20 protein-coding genes are annotated in these 16409 nt (G+C 35.5%); 3 read left to right on the top strand and 17 right to left on the bottom strand.

All coding sequences use genetic code 11. The features are described 5' to 3' along the window. Window positions 1-21: 21 nt before the first annotated feature. From G4Z02_RS07735 to G4Z02_RS07725, 3 genes are all read right to left on the bottom strand, one after another. Window positions 22-1266 carry an MFS transporter gene (locus G4Z02_RS07735; protein WP_258877439.1) on the bottom strand — a complete coding sequence of 415 codons (1245 nt, stop codon included), beginning with the start codon at window positions 1264-1266 and terminating at the stop codon, window positions 22-24. An 80-nt stretch (window positions 1267-1346) separates the two neighbouring features. Next, window positions 1347-2072 (bottom strand): YebC/PmpR family DNA-binding transcriptional regulator, encoded by a 726-nt coding sequence (locus G4Z02_RS07730; RefSeq protein WP_258877438.1) that lies wholly within the window; start codon window positions 2070-2072, stop codon window positions 1347-1349. Window positions 2073-2135: 63 nt separating this feature from the next. Continuing rightward, complete coding sequence (locus G4Z02_RS07725) at window positions 2136-2984, bottom strand: CvfB family protein (RefSeq protein WP_258877437.1); 849 nt, start codon at window positions 2982-2984, stop codon at window positions 2136-2138. 129 nt (window positions 2985-3113) lie between these two features. Between G4Z02_RS07725 and G4Z02_RS07720 the strand changes: the two genes are divergently transcribed. The 3 genes from G4Z02_RS07720 (at window position 3114) to rpsT (ending at window position 4382) form a co-directional block, all read left to right on the top strand. After that, a complete protein-coding gene (locus tag G4Z02_RS07720) occupies window positions 3114-3620 on the top strand; it encodes a putative ABC transporter permease (protein WP_258877436.1) in 507 nt (168 codons plus the stop codon). Between the two features lie 8 nt (window positions 3621-3628). Then, window positions 3629-4060, top strand: a complete 432-nt coding sequence (locus G4Z02_RS07715; protein WP_258877435.1) for a YaiI/YqxD family protein — start codon at window positions 3629-3631, stop codon at window positions 4058-4060. Window positions 4061-4121: 61 nt separating this feature from the next. Then, a complete protein-coding gene (rpsT, locus tag G4Z02_RS07710; protein ID WP_258877434.1) occupies window positions 4122-4382 on the top strand; it encodes a 30S ribosomal protein S20 in 261 nt (86 codons plus the stop codon). Between the two features lie 42 nt (window positions 4383-4424). On the opposite strand, the gene holA is transcribed toward rpsT, so the two are convergent. The 14 genes from holA to udk all read right to left on the bottom strand — a co-directional run bounded on the left by holA (window position 4425) and on the right by udk (window position 16360). After that, window positions 4425-5393 carry a DNA polymerase III subunit delta gene (holA, locus tag G4Z02_RS07705; protein WP_258877433.1) on the bottom strand — a complete coding sequence of 323 codons (969 nt, stop codon included), beginning with the start codon at window positions 5391-5393 and terminating at the stop codon, window positions 4425-4427. Window positions 5394-5427: 34 nt separating this feature from the next. Continuing rightward, window positions 5428-7530 carry a DNA internalization-related competence protein ComEC/Rec2 gene (locus G4Z02_RS07700; RefSeq protein WP_258877432.1) on the bottom strand — a complete coding sequence of 701 codons (2103 nt, stop codon included), beginning with the start codon at window positions 7528-7530 and terminating at the stop codon, window positions 5428-5430. Continuing rightward, on the bottom strand, window positions 7499-8068 hold the full coding sequence (locus G4Z02_RS07695) for a helix-hairpin-helix domain-containing protein (RefSeq protein ID WP_258877431.1): 570 nt from the start codon (window positions 8066-8068) through the stop codon (window positions 7499-7501). Before G4Z02_RS07695 ends, G4Z02_RS07700 begins: the two co-directional genes overlap by 32 nt. Window positions 8069-8135: 67 nt before the next feature. Then, complete coding sequence (locus G4Z02_RS07690; RefSeq protein ID WP_258877430.1) at window positions 8136-8678, bottom strand: metalloregulator ArsR/SmtB family transcription factor; 543 nt, start codon at window positions 8676-8678, stop codon at window positions 8136-8138. A gap of 81 nt (window positions 8679-8759) precedes the next feature. Continuing rightward, complete coding sequence (locus G4Z02_RS07685; protein ID WP_258877429.1) at window positions 8760-9428, bottom strand: class I SAM-dependent DNA methyltransferase; 669 nt, start codon at window positions 9426-9428, stop codon at window positions 8760-8762. Continuing rightward, window positions 9428-9766, bottom strand: coding sequence for a ribosome silencing factor (gene rsfS, locus G4Z02_RS07680; protein ID WP_258877428.1), 339 nt, complete (start codon window positions 9764-9766; stop codon window positions 9428-9430). The genes G4Z02_RS07685 and rsfS overlap by 1 nt, the downstream gene beginning before the upstream one ends. Further along, on the bottom strand, window positions 9763-10344 hold the full coding sequence (yqeK, locus tag G4Z02_RS07675; RefSeq protein ID WP_258877427.1) for a bis(5'-nucleosyl)-tetraphosphatase (symmetrical) YqeK: 582 nt from the start codon (window positions 10342-10344) through the stop codon (window positions 9763-9765). Before yqeK ends, rsfS begins: the two co-directional genes overlap by 4 nt. Then, a complete protein-coding gene (gene yqeH / locus G4Z02_RS07670) occupies window positions 10341-11435 on the bottom strand; it encodes a ribosome biogenesis GTPase YqeH (protein ID WP_258877426.1) in 1095 nt (364 codons plus the stop codon). Before yqeH ends, yqeK begins: the two co-directional genes overlap by 4 nt. A 1-nt stretch (window position 11436) precedes the next feature. Beyond that, window positions 11437-11997 carry a YqeG family HAD IIIA-type phosphatase gene (locus tag G4Z02_RS07665; RefSeq protein ID WP_258877425.1) on the bottom strand — a complete coding sequence of 187 codons (561 nt, stop codon included), beginning with the start codon at window positions 11995-11997 and terminating at the stop codon, window positions 11437-11439. Window positions 11998-12055: 58 nt separating this feature from the next. After that, the gene (locus G4Z02_RS07660; RefSeq protein ID WP_258877424.1) at window positions 12056-13843 is read right to left on the bottom strand and encodes a YgiQ family radical SAM protein; all 1788 of its coding nucleotides are present in this window, start codon (window positions 13841-13843) and stop codon (window positions 12056-12058) included. A 4-nt stretch (window positions 13844-13847) separates the two neighbouring features. Next, window positions 13848-14501: a M48 family metallopeptidase gene (locus G4Z02_RS07655; protein WP_258877423.1), complete on the bottom strand. Its 654-nt coding sequence runs from the start codon at window positions 14499-14501 to the stop codon at window positions 13848-13850. Then, complete coding sequence (locus G4Z02_RS07650) at window positions 14498-15190, bottom strand: 5'-methylthioadenosine/adenosylhomocysteine nucleosidase (protein ID WP_258877422.1); 693 nt, start codon at window positions 15188-15190, stop codon at window positions 14498-14500. The genes G4Z02_RS07655 and G4Z02_RS07650 overlap by 4 nt, the downstream gene beginning before the upstream one ends. Window positions 15191-15234: 44 nt before the next feature. Beyond that, window positions 15235-15702 carry a transcription elongation factor GreA gene (gene greA, locus G4Z02_RS07645; RefSeq protein WP_258877421.1) on the bottom strand — a complete coding sequence of 156 codons (468 nt, stop codon included), beginning with the start codon at window positions 15700-15702 and terminating at the stop codon, window positions 15235-15237. Between the two features lie 25 nt (window positions 15703-15727). Continuing rightward, complete coding sequence (gene udk, locus G4Z02_RS07640) at window positions 15728-16360, bottom strand: uridine kinase (protein ID WP_258877420.1); 633 nt, start codon at window positions 16358-16360, stop codon at window positions 15728-15730. Between the last annotated feature and the right edge of the window lie 49 nt (window positions 16361-16409).

Below are 16409 nucleotides of genomic sequence, written 5' to 3'. Positions count from 1 at the left end.
TACGGTATAATTAAAAGACATTTATTCACTAACTAGTGCGGTTTTCTTGATGTTTCTACCGATGATTAACAACAGGCCAACACCAAGTAAAAACATGGCTGCGCTAAAGTCAAAAACATAGAGTGGTTTTAGTTCAAACAAGAATCCACCAATCAGTGGTCCAAGGACCATTCCAATTGAAAAGAATGATTGGCGTACACCCATGACTTTTCCATACTCTCCTGGTTTCGCATGCGTTGATATATAGTGTTGCTCTAGTGGTGCATAAATGGCTTTTAGAACAACATACAACATAAAGAACGTATAGAGGGTTATTACTAATTGATTGCTACGGAAAACAAAGAAAATGATAATCGCACTTAGTAGTTGAATCCCTACCATGAAGGAAAAGTCTCGTTTAAATCGCGTTACAACCGGTACTAAAACAATCGTTGCGATGATGGAAACAACGCCAGTTGCACCAACAAAGGTGCCGATCGTACTAGGAAGTAATCCTTGTTTGTTCATGTATACTTCGATGTATTTACTAATGTTAATCGCACCCAAACTGATTAGTGATAAGGAAATCATAAACAAAATCAAGTTACGGTTCATGTGACGTATGTTTTTAAACCCCTCTAATACAGATGTGTGTTGTTTATGTTCACCAAGGTCCATCGATGGTTTCATCAATATGATAATAACGATCGCGTGAACAAGATTAAACACCGCTTGCATCAAGAAAATGGAACGAAGTTGATCAGTTTGCAACCACGTGATGAAAAGAGGGATTTCGGGAAGTATACCACCGACAAAATATCCGACTGAGGAACCAAGAACAAACAATCCTTGATACCACCCCAAATAGATGGTTCGTCGTTCATCTTGAGAATGTTCAATCAAATGAGACATAAACAAGGTGATGCTTGCGCTAACGCCAAAACCACTGATAAAGCGGAACAGAATCATAATATTTTCATCACCAACATAGGCAAATGCGTATTGGCCAATACTATAGATGAATAAACCTATGAAGATGTACAATCGTTTATTTCCACGATCACCTAGAACACCCCATATTGGCGCTCCTAGTAACAACCCAAAGCTCATGGCGGCAAAATAAAACCCAAAATACTTGTCAGCAATATCCATGTTTTCGACAAGTTTCGGCGTAACTGGATGTCCTAGATTATGAAGAACACCTTGAACAAAGTATATGAGTAAAATAATCCACACTTGTTGTGGAATCGTTGTTAAAAACGATCGGATGTCATTAATTTTTCTCATCGAAGCACCTCGGGAATGTTATCGGACCAATTATACCAAAAAAGCGTGTATAAGTACATCATAAAACAAACAAAAAGAGTCTAATCAGACTCTTCAATTGGTTTTGCATTGTGATATACTTGTTGGACATCTTCTACTTCATTGATCATATCCATGAACTTATGAAATAATTTTGATTGATCCGCATCCAATTCGATGTAGTCATGAGGATACCAACCCGATTCGCTTTCTTCAATGGTTCCTCCAGCCTCTTCCAATGCTTGATTGATTCGTTGTTCATCATAACCATTGGCTTCCACTTCGACCAATCCATCTTCTTCTTCAATTTCAAGGATATCAAGATCATTCATCAATAATGTCTCAAATACCGTTTCCTCATCAAGCCCACTAACAGTGACATAACTCAAATGGCGATAGCCATGTTCAACACTACCATTAACACCGAGTTTACTATCTGTTTTTGTAAAGCAATTGCGCACTTCACTGACCGTCCGATTGACATTGTCGGTTAACGTATCCACAATAATACCAATCCCACCCGGTCCGAACCCTTCGTATCGGACTGGCGCATAATCTTCGCCCAAACCTTGTTCGGCTTTCTTGATGTTACGATTAATTACATCGGTTGGCACTTGTTCTTTTTTGGCTTTATCAATCAGATGCTTGAGTGCGAGATTGGAATCCGGATTGCTTCCTTTTTCCCGTGCACACATGTAGATTTCTTTCCCATAACGACTATACAATCTACTTTTGTGGAGCATGGTTTTAGCCATTGCTGCTTTGCGTACTTCAAATTTACGTCCCATAATTTCACCTTTATTCGATTTTATCGGTACTATTATACTAAATTTTGCTTCATTTAGCAAGGACTATAAGAGCCTTGTTTGGTCTTTTTCTAGGATAACCTTTTCCGCTTTGTAAAGGGAGCCTAACGCACGTTTGAATGCACTTTTACTCATCCGAAATACCAACTGAATTGTTTGGGGAGATGTTTTATCCGTGTAGGGCATTACACCGTCGTGTTCTTCTAAATAATCAAGAATGCGTTGGCCGTCGGCATCCATCATTAATTCTTTTTGTTCAATGGTTGTGCCATTATATTGATATTGTCCTTTATCAATCGTAATGGTGATGGTTTCTTGTTCGCCTAGACGATATGTTTTGCGTACGTGTTTAAAATAGACAAAAATGCTGTGTCCTTGACGTGTAATGAATACATTGCCTTCTTCGGCACGATAGACGTTAATTGCTTCGACGCTGTCTCCTACTTTCAGAGATTCTTCAGGCTGCAAATAATCGTGAATGGCAAATCGTGAAATCGGCTTTGCAGTTAATTGATTTTTCGATGATCGCATCCGCGCAAAAATCACATCACCATTGGTTGGCCATTCCTTTTTAACAAACGGAAGATCATCAATACTTAGCAGTAAGTCTTTTTGCAATCCTATATCTAAAAAAACACCGAGTTTCGGATGAACGCCGACAACCTCAACAAATGCTGGACGCCTTTGATCAATCAAGGGTTGCTTCATCGTTGCAGTGATCCGTTTTTGATTGTCATAATACAAAAAAACAGTAATCACTTGATGTTCCTCTAAAGGCTCCGTTACTTCTTTTTTATGAAGAAATACATCCTCTTCTCCATTGGATAATATATACGATATATCGGTTTCTCGAATCACTTCTAATTCGTTATATTCACCTATTTTTAGTTCCATGGTATTCACCTCAACCACATTATAGCATGTAATGTAGTGGAAATACACTAACATGTTTCAAACTCGTTTTATCAATATCCATTTTATCGAAATAATGATATACTATTAATAATAAACGGAGGGATTCACATGAAGCGTTATATTATGTATCTAATCGCCTATTCCGTCGGCGGATTTGTCTTAGAACGGATTATCAATCTCATCTTTCTTCAAGAATGGTATGACAATTCTGTTCTTGTTGGTCCCTACCAACCGCTGTATGGAAACGGGGTCCTTCTTGGTGTGTTATTCATGGAATATGTGTATCCTAAGATCCATGCAAATACGGTTATCAAAGAAGGAACATTCATCCTTGTAGCGATTCTTGCAACAGCTCTTTCCGAAGCAACAACCGGATACTTTTTTGAATGGCTTACTGGAATTCATTTATGGGATTATGGCCAAACATTTACTTGTAATCTAGAATACGTATGTCTTATTCCAACGTCGCTGTTTGGAATCATTAGCTATCTCGTGATTAAATACCTTCATCCACGATTCAAAATCTGGTTGGACCGCACCCCAAATTCTGTGTTCATTCCGCTTCTTGTTATAATAATCATTGATATCGTATATACATTTTATACTCTTGTTTAGGTGATCTTATGAGAATTCTTGTTGATGCAGACGCATGTCCCGTAAAAAAGCAAATCGTGGACGTTGCCAAACCTCGTTCCATTGACGTATGGATGTTTTTTGATACGTCCCATCAACATGAAGATGGCTACAGTAAAACCTTTCAATTTGACAAAGGACATGACAGTGTAGATTATGCGTTAATCAACAAAGTACAAGCAGGAGACATTGTGGTGACACAGGATTATGGAGTTGCGACCATGGCCCTTAGCAAGAACGCATTGCCAATTCATCACAATGGATTAATCTATACCGATGACAACATCTTGTCCCTATTAAACAATCGTGCCACCAATCAGAAGCATCGAAAGCACCGTTATCCAAAGGGTCCAAAAAAACGAACAGAGAAGGATAATCAACGGTTTACAAAAAATCTGATATCCCTAATTAATCGCAATTAATAGTTGCATTTTATGATTAAGTTTGATAGAATAAATACGCTTGTAAATGGAGGTGACGTAAATGGCAAATATCAAAGGACAAATGAAACGTAATTTAACCAATGAAAAACGACGTTTAGCAAACGCATCGTTTAAATCAGGTTTAAAAACAGCAATCAAAAATGTAGAAACTTCTGCAGCAGCAAATGATAAATCTGCAGCAACATCAAACTTGTCCATCGCATTCCAAAAATTGGATAAATCCGTAACCAAAGGAATTCATCACAAAAACTATGTTGCACGACAAAAATCACGCTTATCAAAATTAGTGGATAGTCTTTAATAAATAGTAAAAATAAAAATACGTTCAGGAAACGTATTTTTTTTAAGTGCCTAATATAAACAGTTCTAAACCAATCTTCTTATCAATTTGACCGGTTTTGATTTTATAATCCAGTTCTTCCAATTTTTTAAGCTGATTTTCGACATCATCAAGATGCACAGATCGTGCATTTTTCATAATGTAGTACGTACGGCCACTCGTCGCGTTAAAATACGATGCGATCGCCGCTTTATCTCGACCCTCATTGATCATCATCTTCGTATGCAGTATCTCGCGATATTTATTTACTAATATACCTAGTATACGCAACGGATCTTCACTATGCATGATTAAATCATTATAGATTTCAAGGGCTTTTCCACGTTCGTTTGCAAGAATGCTATTTGTAATTTCATACACATTGTCTTCGACATTTTTCGTAATGACTTTTTTTACAATATCCAAGTCTACTCGATTCAAATCTTCAGCATATAAAACCAACTTTGTTGTTTCACTGACCAATACTTCTGTATTATTCTCAACACGATTTAATAATTCGTTCAGTGCATCGGCATCTATACTGATACCATGTTTACCAAGTTGGCGTTTTACCCACCCTCTTAAGTCTTGATCTTTCAGGGGAGTACAATGTTCTACAGTTGCTATTTTTTTAATGTGCTTCGTAATCGCTTTTCGTTCATCTAGTTTCGCAAAGGGAACTTGTACGATCAATAATGACCCCTCTGCAGGATGTTCCAAATACCGCTTAAGTGATTCCAAATTATGATGTAGTTCTTTGCGTTTTGAGGTATCTGTTGACAAAAAATATGCGTTCTTGACTATTACCGCTTTTATATCAGCCATAAACGGGATTGTTGTCGCATCATTGATGGCATCTTCGATATTCGTTTCTTCCATATCGTACGTTGTCACATTGAACTCATCAATATTGTTGCTTTCAACAATCTGATTGGTTTTCTGTTTGATGATATAATAGTCATCGCCATAAAATAAATATACTTGTTCTGCCATATCAAACACCTCATCCATATTATACCATAGTCTTTTATGGCTGATATGTTTTTTTCCATTTCTTATCCAAGAAATATCGGATTTCAATCGTACCTTCCAAATCCGTTCTATGAACAACTATGTCATTATTAACAAGACGTTCTATAACGGTTTGATCAGGATGGCGATTCCGATTATTACGATGAACCATAATATAGGCTTCTTCTGGAGTAATGGCATCCAAAAATAATTGTGATGTGCTAGTGATACTTCCATGGTGCCCTACTTTCAATACATCAACGTCAATATCATATAAAGAAATAAACCGTTCTTCCCGCTTGAGTTCACTATCACCGACAAACAAAAAGTGTTCATTCTGAATCCATACACTTGTAATAATCGAATTATTATTTTCGTTAGTAGCAGTATAATCAAGTGGATAAATATACATCCGTAAATTCCCACATGTAATCACACGATCCTCAAATTCAGAAACAGTATTCGCTGAAATAAGATGTTCCACTTTGAATGTAGAGATAACATCATTCAGTTCACCATAGTGATCAGAATGGAAATGACTAATAATTACATAATCAATCTTCCGAATATTATAGGTCTGTAAATACGACGCAACGGAATCATATTCGTCTTTCTCACCTGTATCTATTAATATTGTACACTTCCCAAATGAATCCTGAATGAATGTACTATCACCATGTACATCCAAAAATACTACTCGTTGTATCGGCGACAAAGTAGTAATATTAAATGAAAAAATCAATAAACCAATAATCATTGTTGCTTCAAATCTAAATGATATTTTTCGCTCAATTTTAACTAATAGTGAAAATATCATAATATAAATTATTATAAATACCACATTCGAACTAATATAACCTTTTATAACAAAGAAATCAAATTGAGAAAGCATATTAACTATTGCTTCAAATAGAGTATATATACGATGTAGCAATGTATCTAACACAGGTACTATAAATGCTATATATGTTAATGGAAGGACTACAACTGTCATTATAATTACCATAATAATATTCATATTTAATGTAAACAGATTAATTTGATAATTCGCATTTAGTATTATCGGAAATGACACAAGAAAAGCGATCCCACTAACAATTATTATGGCGTTTGATTTGGATTGATTGACAAGTATGTTTTTCGCTAAAATAATAGTATACGTTATTATGAAACTTAATACAAAGCCCATATTATTATAATAGTATGGTCGCATGATCAGTAAACCGATATAAATTAGCGATAATATGTCAAGAACTGAATATCTCAATTTATATTGTTTGTTCAGTTTCATTAGTAGAAACAATAAAACTGCTCTCGTAACAGATGCGGAAAATGAAGTGATTATAAGATATAATACTAATACAAAACTAATGACAATATCTATTATTGTTACATTGTTAATAACACGTTTCAAGACCTTTCTCAGTGCAATCACAAGCAAACCTATATGATAACCACTTACTGCAAAAAGGTGAGAAATCCCCAGGTAATTTATACCGTTAATTACTTCCTGGTCAATTTCACTTTTATCTGCAAGAAGGAATGTTTTAATATATCCTTTAGATAATGGTAAGTTCGTTTCTATATACTGATTGACAATTTCACTCAACTGATAAATAGAAATACCAGATCGGTGAAACTCTAAGGTTTCCGCATATACAATGTAGCGTATGTTTTGTGATGCAAGATATTTTTTATAGTCAAACGTATTTGGGATTGTTACCTTGTCAGATTCACTAACTTGGCCCTTAATTATGTATGTCGACCCTATCAAAACATCTACTACACAATCTGTATATACATTGACCGTTTTTAATTTATAGCGAGCAATAATTCTACAATAATCGTCTTTTTTATTATATTTTAAAACCTTTACTTTGTATTGTCCAGTATTTTCAATCTGTTGAACATTAAAAATAGTTGTTGAAACTAAGTACATCGCTAAAATCACTATGATTATTTTGAATAAATCCCTATGATTTTTACCAATATAAACAACATATGGCGGTACAAGAAGTAAGAATATCCAGTTACTCAACACTAATATAACTATTGTTAATGCAATAGCAATATATATAAATCGATATCTAAACTGTAATAAATTCTTGAATTTCAGCAAACGTTGCCTCACCAATACCACTTACGTTTAATATGTCGTCAATAGATACAAAAGCACCATTTTCCGTTCTGTAGTCAATAATACTTTGTGCTGTTGCTGGTCCGATACCACTTAGAGTTTGCAACACCTCTAGCGACGCTGTATTGATATTAATCACACCACCATAATTGTTATCTGTCTGATCGAGAATATTCGGATATTCTTCATCATTTGTTGGGATGTAGATTACATCTTGATCTTTTAGGATCATACTTAAATTAATCGCATTTCCATCAGCATTAGCTATCAAACCACCAGCTCTCTCAACAACCTGGAATAATCGACTGTTATGTTCAACCTTATAAACACCAGGAAACATTACAGCTCCTTTTAAGTCCACATATATGAACGTTTTTTTAACCTCTTGTTCATTATTGACGATATAAGGTGTAAACTCTTCCTCTGATTCTTCTGGTTTTCTTATCATACTTACTATAACCACTACTACAAACACAAATACAACTGCATAAATTCCATATTTTTGGATGTACACTTTCATGCAATCACCTCATATAGATAGTACTTATAAATGATGGTAATTTATAAAAAAAAATAAGCAAATATGCTTATTTTATTTTTTGATATATTCCATTTTCTCGCGTAAACATTTTATTCATGATGAATTCACGTCGTATTGTACAAAAATCAGGATGAAAATCGCTGATGATGTGATTTACCTCTTTTTCTGTATAGGTACGATTACAATCAAATGATTGAGCAATCTTTTCTAGTACGATCTTACGTTTTTTTAGTTGTACAGGTATCGACTGAAGTATACCGTCTTTAAAAAAGTTCGATAAAATTTTTTGATTGTATTCTTCTTCTCGTTCTTCCTCTGTTTGTGACGATGTTCTCATACTTGACAATATTTGCATCACATTAATATTTAACACTTTTTTATTGATACTGTACATGACATAATACTGTTCTTTAACACTCGAAACCATACCAGCTCGTTCAAGTTTCTTCAAGTGAAACGATACAGTGGATGGATGTAGATCTAATCGATTGGCTAATAACTCGACATACATCGGTTCCTTCAATAATGTCGCAAGTATCCTAAGGCGTGATTTATCGGATAGTACTTTGAATACTTTTTCGTACTCCACAAACGATTCCCCCTTTTTTATTTTTATACTCATCAATTTATATTATATATTCTATTTTTATAAATGTCAATTTAAAACGAGTTATTTTCGTTTACACACAAAAATAACTCGTTCATCGGTGCGTTTTTTCTTAATCACAGTCAACCCTGCATCCAGTAGTAATTGGCGATACTCTCTTGTAGGGAATGTGGTTTGAATATGTGTTTCTGTCTCACGTCCAAATCGTAGCGTATGTTTTATCTGATTTGGTATATTGGTCTTTGATACGCGCCACTGTAATACATCATCATCAAGGAGGATATCTTGTTGGAAATTATGAATTTTTTCCACATAAGCAGTATGAATAAAGTCAAAAATAAAGATACTATTCTCATGCATTGCAGCACACATGTTTTGGAATGTTTGAAGAACATCTTCCTTATTATCCAAGTAATTTATAACGTCACTGGACATGATTAAATTATCATAGACTTGACGCAATGGATCCACAATATTGTGAACAAAGAAATGAATTTTTACATTGGATAGAACCGCATTATTGTTTGCTCGTTCCAACATTTCAGTGGAAATATCCGTTGCAGTTACAAAATAGCCTTTCTGAGCTAGATCTACAGCAAGAGGTCCTGTCCCGGTACCAAGGTCAATGACGGTTCCTTTTATTCCGAATTTATCGATGTATTTAATATAGAGATCATTCAAGTCCTGATCAACAAATTGATCGTAATAAGGTGCTAATCGATCAAATATCATTATAATTCTTGTGGCGATAATTTTCGGATTTCTACCAGCATTTTTTCTAGGTTGTAAAATTCACGTTCTTCTTTGGTAAAGACATTGACAATAATATCCTTTGCATCGATTAAGATCCAACTATTTGAATTTTTACCTTCAATCCGCGGGTGGGAAAACGAATGCTTTGCTAGGTTGTCGGTTACATGTTGAATCGATGCTTGTAATTGTCGATTATTGGTAGCACTAGAAATGATTAAGTAATCAAAGAAAGGGGATTTTTCTTTCATATCATAAACCTCCACATCTTGCAACTTAACATCCTCTAACGCTTGTAAAATAACTTCGATTTTTTTCACTCTTGTTCCTCCAATTTGTGTTGATAATATTGTAGTGCCTGATAGGCTGTATTCGGGACCAATGCTTGTTGTTTTTCATGGTGATTTATCGAATCCTGCATGGCAACATATATCGCTTTTACAAATGCATGATCGGCAATTTTACGTACACGAACACATGATTCATATGTGCGGTTCGGTTCGATATAATCACTAAGGAATAGGATTTCTTCGTATATACTCATTCCAGGTCGACCGATGGTATGATGGGTAATAGCATTCAAAATTTCTTCATTGGTTATTCCATATTTTGTACGTGCAACAACCGCTGCACTAAATGCATGTAAGATGTTGGTATTGTACTCATTGAGAATCATTTCTGCATCATCATAATATTGTTTAATCATCGTCCGATGAAATTCTTCTGATTCATATTTTGTTATATCGTGTAATAATGCCGCAATTTCCAACCATTCTAAATTGCAATTGAATTGTCGTCCAAATTTCAAGGCGATATCGCGAACGCCAAAGACATGATCAAGTCGGTGTGGTTTATGATCGTAAGCTACTTCCAAATCTGCAATAATCCGCTTGATCATATTAGTGCCTCACGAATATATGGCATTGTCTTTTGATGGACATGGGCAATGATTTTGGCGGGACCTATAATCGTAATAAATCCCAATCCCGGTAAAATCAAATCATGTTTTCCTGTAGGGATTTGTAGTTGATGCGGGATTAGAGCAAACGATTCCTCTTGTAGTGGATACTTTAATACGTCAAAACGTCTATTTTTATAAAGATCATCCGCGTTACTTAACTTTGTACGATGGATTTTTATCATCGGTGCAAAATAGCATATAAATGACGTCCATGGACCTTCAACAAAGTCAATCCTCGCAAATCCATTAATAAAAAGTGTTTGTTGTGGATTCAATTGAAAGCTCCGCGGTTTGATTTCCTTTTTTGGTGTAATTATTTTTAAGGATTCGGGTGATAAATAATTACCAATCTGATGATCATTATAGATTCCAGGAGTATCGATGATATAATTGTGGTCAAATGGAATCTTTATAACGTTTAGTGTTGTTCCCATATGTTCGCTTACCGTAATGATATCATTTGATGACGCGGCATAAGATTTTAGTAACGTGTTAATAAAAGTGGATTTTCCTACATTTGTGGCACCGACAACATAAATGTCGCGATTCCCTGATATGTTAGATATCGCTTCCATAACAGTGTCGATATTATGATATCTTTTTGCACTCATAATGAATATTTCTAATGGTCTTAAATTAGAGTCTGCTAAAATTTTACGTAAATGGTGCAATAGTTTACGCTCACTAACACTTTTCGGAAGCAAATCTCTCTTGTTCACTAATACAACACAATCATTATGATTGGTCAGTTTATTTATTTGAGGTATCAACGACCCTTCAATATCAAAGATATCAATAATCATTACGACCAAACTATCCGTTTCACCTATGTTCGAAATGATTTCATAAAAATCATCTTGAGTTACTTCAATTGGTAAGATTTCATTGTAGTGTTTCAACCGAAAACAACGACGACAAATGATGTCTTCGTCTGATTTAGCTAGTGCACTGCTTGGAATAAATCCTGGCTTTTTGGGATCGTGGCTTTGTAGGACACTACCACAACCGATACAATGTAATTCTTCCATGCTAAGTCCTTTCTGACAATTGTAATGATTGATAGATTGATGGATGTTTGTGTTGGATTCTTTGAAGCATTTTTGCTTCCAACTTACGATTCATTTTTGTATACCATTTTTCGGTTTTACGTTTTAACGGATTTACCAAAATACTGTACGAGCCAAAACGATTTGCCCCCCATATATCAGTCATCAATTGATCCCCGATAATGACAGTTTTATCTTTTGTCGCCCCATCCATACTACGTAGTGCTTTTTGAAATCCATATCTAAATGGTTTTTTCGCATTCGCAAAACCATCCACGTGTAATTCGTGACAAAAGGTGTTAATTCGTTCTGTGTGATTATTGGATAGTAATACGAGCGTAAACCCCATCTCTTGTAATTTGATGAATGTGTTTTTAATGGTTTCTGTTGGTTGTGATTCATCATACGAAATCAAGGTATTGTCAAGATCGGTTATGATGTAGCGGAATCCTTTATCGTATAACAATTGAAAATTAATATCAAAAAAGGAATGATGAAACTCATTCGGTATAAATCGTGTTGTTTTTAAGAGATATTGAATCATATCATTCGCCTCATTTCCTTCGTTATTATTATACTAAATAATAACTGCAATGTCTAAATTATTTACGATTTGGTACAATTAAACACCGAGCATCATACCCAATCAAATCCGTCCGGTTTGCTGTTTCCAAAGCTTCTTTTACAAGATAATAGTTTTTAGGATTGCGATATTGAATCAGTGCTCGTTGCATCGCTTTTTCATGTTTGGTTTTTGGGACATATATCGGTTCCATGGTTCGCGGATCCAAACCAGTATAGTACATTGCTGTTGACAATGTACCCGGTGTTGGATAGAAATCTTGGACTTGTTCAGGGTTATATCCCAAATCGCGAACATAACACGCTAGTTCAATTGCATCATGTAACGTACTTCCAGGATGACTACTCATTAGATATGGAACTAAATATTGTTCTTTGTTATAACGTTTATTTAGCTCATAGAATCGTTTTACAAAACGATCGTATAGGTCTCGTTGTGGTTTATTCATCACATCCAATACACGATCACTCACATGTTCTGGTGCAACTTTGAGTTGTCCTGAAACATGATGTTGAACCAACTCTTTGAAGAATGATTCATCATTATCATAAAGGACATAATCGTATCGTATACCACTACGAACAAACACTTTTTTAACATGGTTCAATTGACGAACTTCTCGGAGAATATCCAGATAGTTCTTATGAGATACCTCAAGCTGTGAACATGGTTTATCCGACAAACATTGTTTGTTCAAACAAACACCATGAGTGGTTTGTTTGGTACAAGCGATGTCATAAAAATTCGCTGTTGGTCCACCAATATCGTGTATATACCCTTTAAAGTCTTTGTCTGCAGTAATGATTTTCGCTTCATTAACAATGGATTCTTTTGAACGACTTTGGATTACTCGTCCTTGATGATAAGTTAGGGCACAAAAACTACATCCACCATAGCATCCACGATTGCTAATAATTGAAAACTTGACTTCATCAATTGCTGGTACATGACCAACAGCTTCATGCATGGGATGTACATCTCGTTCGAATGGTAGATCGTATACTTGATCCATCTCGGATTGAGTTAATGGTTCATGCGGTGGATTTTGTACGATATAATGATATCGATAGGCTTCCATTAATGGTCTTGCTGAAATCGAATCAATGTGTTGATATTTGATTGCAAAACTCTTGGCATATTCTTTTTTATCCGACAAAATTGCATCATAGGACGGTAGATTAACACGTTTCTGTGGAAGGTATGATTCTTTACTCGTTTTATAGACGGTTCCCCGTACAAAAATAATGTCACGAATCGCCAATCCACTATCGAGCGAATCAGCTACTTCGATAATGCTCTTCTCACTCATTCCATATAGTAACAAATCAGCTTTACTATCAATAAGAATACTTTTTCGGACACTATCTGACCAATAATCATAATGGGCAAAACGTCGCAAGCTGGCTTCAATACCACCAATTATTATGGGCGTGTGAGGAAATAATTTCCGCAATGTTTGTCCATACACAATCGTTGCATAATCGGGACGAAGACCCATTTTTCCTCCAGGGCTATAAGAATCTTTCTTCCGTCGCCTTTTAGACACCGAGTAATGATTCACCATCGAATCAATATTCCCACTGCTAACTAAAAAACCTAATCGTGGTGTGCCAAGTTGACTATAATCCTCGTCTGTTTGTGGTTGCGGTATCATTCCAACGGTATATCCATGACGTTCTAGCCATCGTGAAATAATCGCGGCACCAAATGATGGGTGATCAATATAGGCATCCCCACTAACAAAAACAAAATCCAATTGTTGGATTTCTCGATCGATTAGGTCTTGTTTGGATACTGGTAGAAACATTTTCTCACCACACAGTTTTTATAGATTTACGTAATGTCTTATAATCGGGACAAAGTTGTTCAAACAATTGATAAAAGGCATCTTGATGATGGGCATATGTCAGATGGGTTACTTCATGTAAAAACACATATTCCAAATACTCTTTTGGTAATCGTATTAGGTGTTGATTGATTGATATCCGTCGACGGTGTTTATTACAACTACCATACCGTGATGTCATCGACTTAACCGTAAAACGAACATTGGTTAAATCCACCAACGGATGTTGTTGAAACTTCTCAATTAATGTGGTTAATTCGCGCATCACAAGATCGATTTCAAGTTGGTTTTTTTTACGATCATGGTCAATACTATCATTACGATACAACAATTGATTACTATGATCAATCATAAACGTTTTGTTTTCAATGATTTGATACGAGTTACCCCAAATTGAATACGATGTGTTTTCCATATGTCTTTCTTGCATATTCTTGAATTTCTTGATGAACTTGTTTTGATTCTTCCGAATGTGTAACATAATGTCAGCATCGGTTTGAAACCGGGACTTTTTCACTTCAATATAACCGTCTTTGCGGAAGTAAAAATAGGTGTGTTTATTGTTAGTTTTTATTATATTTATTGGGATAACTACATTATCAAGCGTAATAGTTTTCACAATTTCTCCTGTAAATACTGTTGAATCACATGTGCAACCTTATCTGAGGATGAGACAAGGAATTGCTGAAAATCCTCTGCTTGTGAATCGTCCCCCAGTACATCGCTAATAGAACGCACAATAATGAATGGGACTTGGAATATCGATGCAGTATGAGCAATCGCACAAGCTTCCATTTCAATTGCAAATACGTTGTCATAAAGTTTGTTTATCTCTTGGACTTTATCCGTACTATACACAAACTGGTCACCCGAAGCTATTCGGCCAATTTTATATTCAAAATGAAGTTCCTTTAGAACCTTTTCAAATCCAACCGTTAATGATGGTTCAGCGAAAAATTCAGGTTCATGTCCCGGGACTTGTCCGTGAACATATTTACCAAAGTTTGTCACATCTACATCGTGATATAACACAGAAGAACTCAAAATAATATCACCGTGCTGGACCCCGTGTTGTCCACCAGCTACACCGACGTTTATAACAGCATCAACATGATAGTGATCGAGTAATAATGTTGTTGTTATCGCAGCATTTACTTTGCCAATACCGGCTTGCACAAGCACAACGCCTTGCTCATGGATGATTCCGGAGTAAAATATGCGACCTCTTAATGATGTGGTCGTCACATTTTCCATTTGCAGTTTGATAGCTGAAATTTCTTCACTCATTGCACCAATTATACCAATCATTGTCTAATCCCTCCTAAATGAAAATAAGAATGTCTACGACACTCTTATTGTACGTTAACGATTGTGACTTTAACGTCTCGTCCTGTTTCAGTTTTAACAATGACGGTGTCACCTTTTTTACTACCAATGATTCCTTTTCCAATTGGCGACTCATTTGAGATCCGTTTTTTCAATGGATCAGCTTCTAATGAACCTACCAACGTATATTCTTGTTCAGGCATATCGCCAACTTTTATCGTTACGGTTTTACCAATATTAACTAATTTAGAGCGATCTTTTTTGATGATCTCGTAATTTTTTAGAATCCCTTCAATCTCTTTGATTCGAGACTCAATTTGAGCTTGTTCGTCACGCGCTGCATCGTAATCAGCATTTTCACTCAAATCCCCTTGTGCGCGTGCTTCTTTTAATGCTTCAAGATTTCGTTTTCGATCAACCGTTTTTAACTTTTCTAGTTCTTCTTGTAAATCGATAACACCTTGTTCGGTTAATTTATATTTATTGTTTTCCATGTTTATTCCTCCATTATCTTAAAAATTATACTACACTTTGCTCGGATATGATAGATTTTATTTTTGTAATGATTAGATCCACTGCAACGTCGTGGTCTTTATCATTGGGAATTATCACATCTGCATATCGTTTCGTTGGTTTGACGAATGCAAAGTGCATCGGCTTTACAGTATTTAAATACTGTTTGATAACACTTTCCATTGAACGACCACGTTCCGCCATATCTCTCGTTAATCGTCGAATAAAGCGAAGGTCATCATCGGCTTCGACGAATAGTTTAATGTCGCATAATTCGCGAATTCGATTATCTTCCATAATTAAAATTCCTTCGAGAATTATGATTTCTGTCGGAACGATGGATTCTGTTTGATCGCTGCGGTTGTGATTTTCAAAATCATATGTAGGTTTGATAATTTGTTCGCCACGGATTAATTTTAACAAGTGCTTAAACATCAGATCGTTATCCAAGCTAAACGGATGATCATAGTTTACTTTTATCCGTTCTTCCATTGGCATGTCGGATTGATCTTTGTAGTAGTCATCATGTTTAATGACGGTTACGTTTTGGCGATCAAATCCTTGAATAATTTTTTCTACAACAGTTGTTTTTCCGGATGCACTTCCACCGGCAACAGCGATGATAACTGGTCTTTTCATAGTCTCGACTCCTTAACAAAAGGAGTTTGAAAACTCCTTTTCGTCAAAT

It is taken from the genome of Candidatus Xianfuyuplasma coldseepsis (genome assembly GCF_014023125.1).
Lineage (GTDB): Bacteria > Bacillota_I > Bacilli_A > Izemoplasmatales > Izemoplasmataceae > Xianfuyuplasma > Xianfuyuplasma coldseepsis.
The sequence above is the reverse complement of the archived record's forward strand: the minus strand, read 5'-3'. Positions and strand labels throughout refer to the sequence as shown.

Excerpts from the sequence above, each read along its gene's own strand:
- G4Z02_RS07735 (WP_258877439.1), bottom strand. The coding sequence starts at position 1,266 with ATGAGAAAAATTAATGACATCCGATCGTTTTTAACAACGATTCCACAA.
- G4Z02_RS07730 (WP_258877438.1), bottom strand. The coding sequence starts at position 2,072 with ATGGGACGTAAATTTGAAGTACGCAAAGCAGCAATGGCTAAAACCATG.
- G4Z02_RS07725 (WP_258877437.1), bottom strand. The coding sequence starts at position 2,984 with ATGGAACTAAAAATAGGTGAATATAACGAATTAGAAGTGATTCGAGAA.
- G4Z02_RS07720 (WP_258877436.1), top strand. The coding sequence starts at position 3,114 with ATGAAGCGTTATATTATGTATCTAATCGCCTATTCCGTCGGCGGATTT.
- G4Z02_RS07715 (WP_258877435.1), top strand. The coding sequence starts at position 3,629 with ATGAGAATTCTTGTTGATGCAGACGCATGTCCCGTAAAAAAGCAAATC.
- rpsT (WP_258877434.1), top strand. The coding sequence starts at position 4,122 with ATGGCAAATATCAAAGGACAAATGAAACGTAATTTAACCAATGAAAAA.
- holA (WP_258877433.1), bottom strand. The coding sequence starts at position 5,393 with ATGGCAGAACAAGTATATTTATTTTATGGCGATGACTATTATATCATC.
- G4Z02_RS07695 (WP_258877431.1), bottom strand. The coding sequence starts at position 8,068 with ATGAAAGTGTACATCCAAAAATATGGAATTTATGCAGTTGTATTTGTG.
- G4Z02_RS07685 (WP_258877429.1), bottom strand. The coding sequence starts at position 9,428 with ATGATATTTGATCGATTAGCACCTTATTACGATCAATTTGTTGATCAG.
- yqeK (WP_258877427.1), bottom strand. The coding sequence starts at position 10,344 with ATGATCAAGCGGATTATTGCAGATTTGGAAGTAGCTTACGATCATAAA.
- yqeH (WP_258877426.1), bottom strand. The coding sequence starts at position 11,435 with ATGGAAGAATTACATTGTATCGGTTGTGGTAGTGTCCTACAAAGCCAC.
- G4Z02_RS07665 (WP_258877425.1), bottom strand. The coding sequence starts at position 11,997 with ATGATTCAATATCTCTTAAAAACAACACGATTTATACCGAATGAGTTT.
- G4Z02_RS07660 (WP_258877424.1), bottom strand. The coding sequence starts at position 13,843 with ATGTTTCTACCAGTATCCAAACAAGACCTAATCGATCGAGAAATCCAA.
- G4Z02_RS07650 (WP_258877422.1), bottom strand. The coding sequence starts at position 15,190 with ATGATTGGTATAATTGGTGCAATGAGTGAAGAAATTTCAGCTATCAAA.
- greA (WP_258877421.1), bottom strand. The coding sequence starts at position 15,702 with ATGGAAAACAATAAATATAAATTAACCGAACAAGGTGTTATCGATTTA.
- udk (WP_258877420.1), bottom strand. The coding sequence starts at position 16,360 with ATGAAAAGACCAGTTATCATCGCTGTTGCCGGTGGAAGTGCATCCGGA.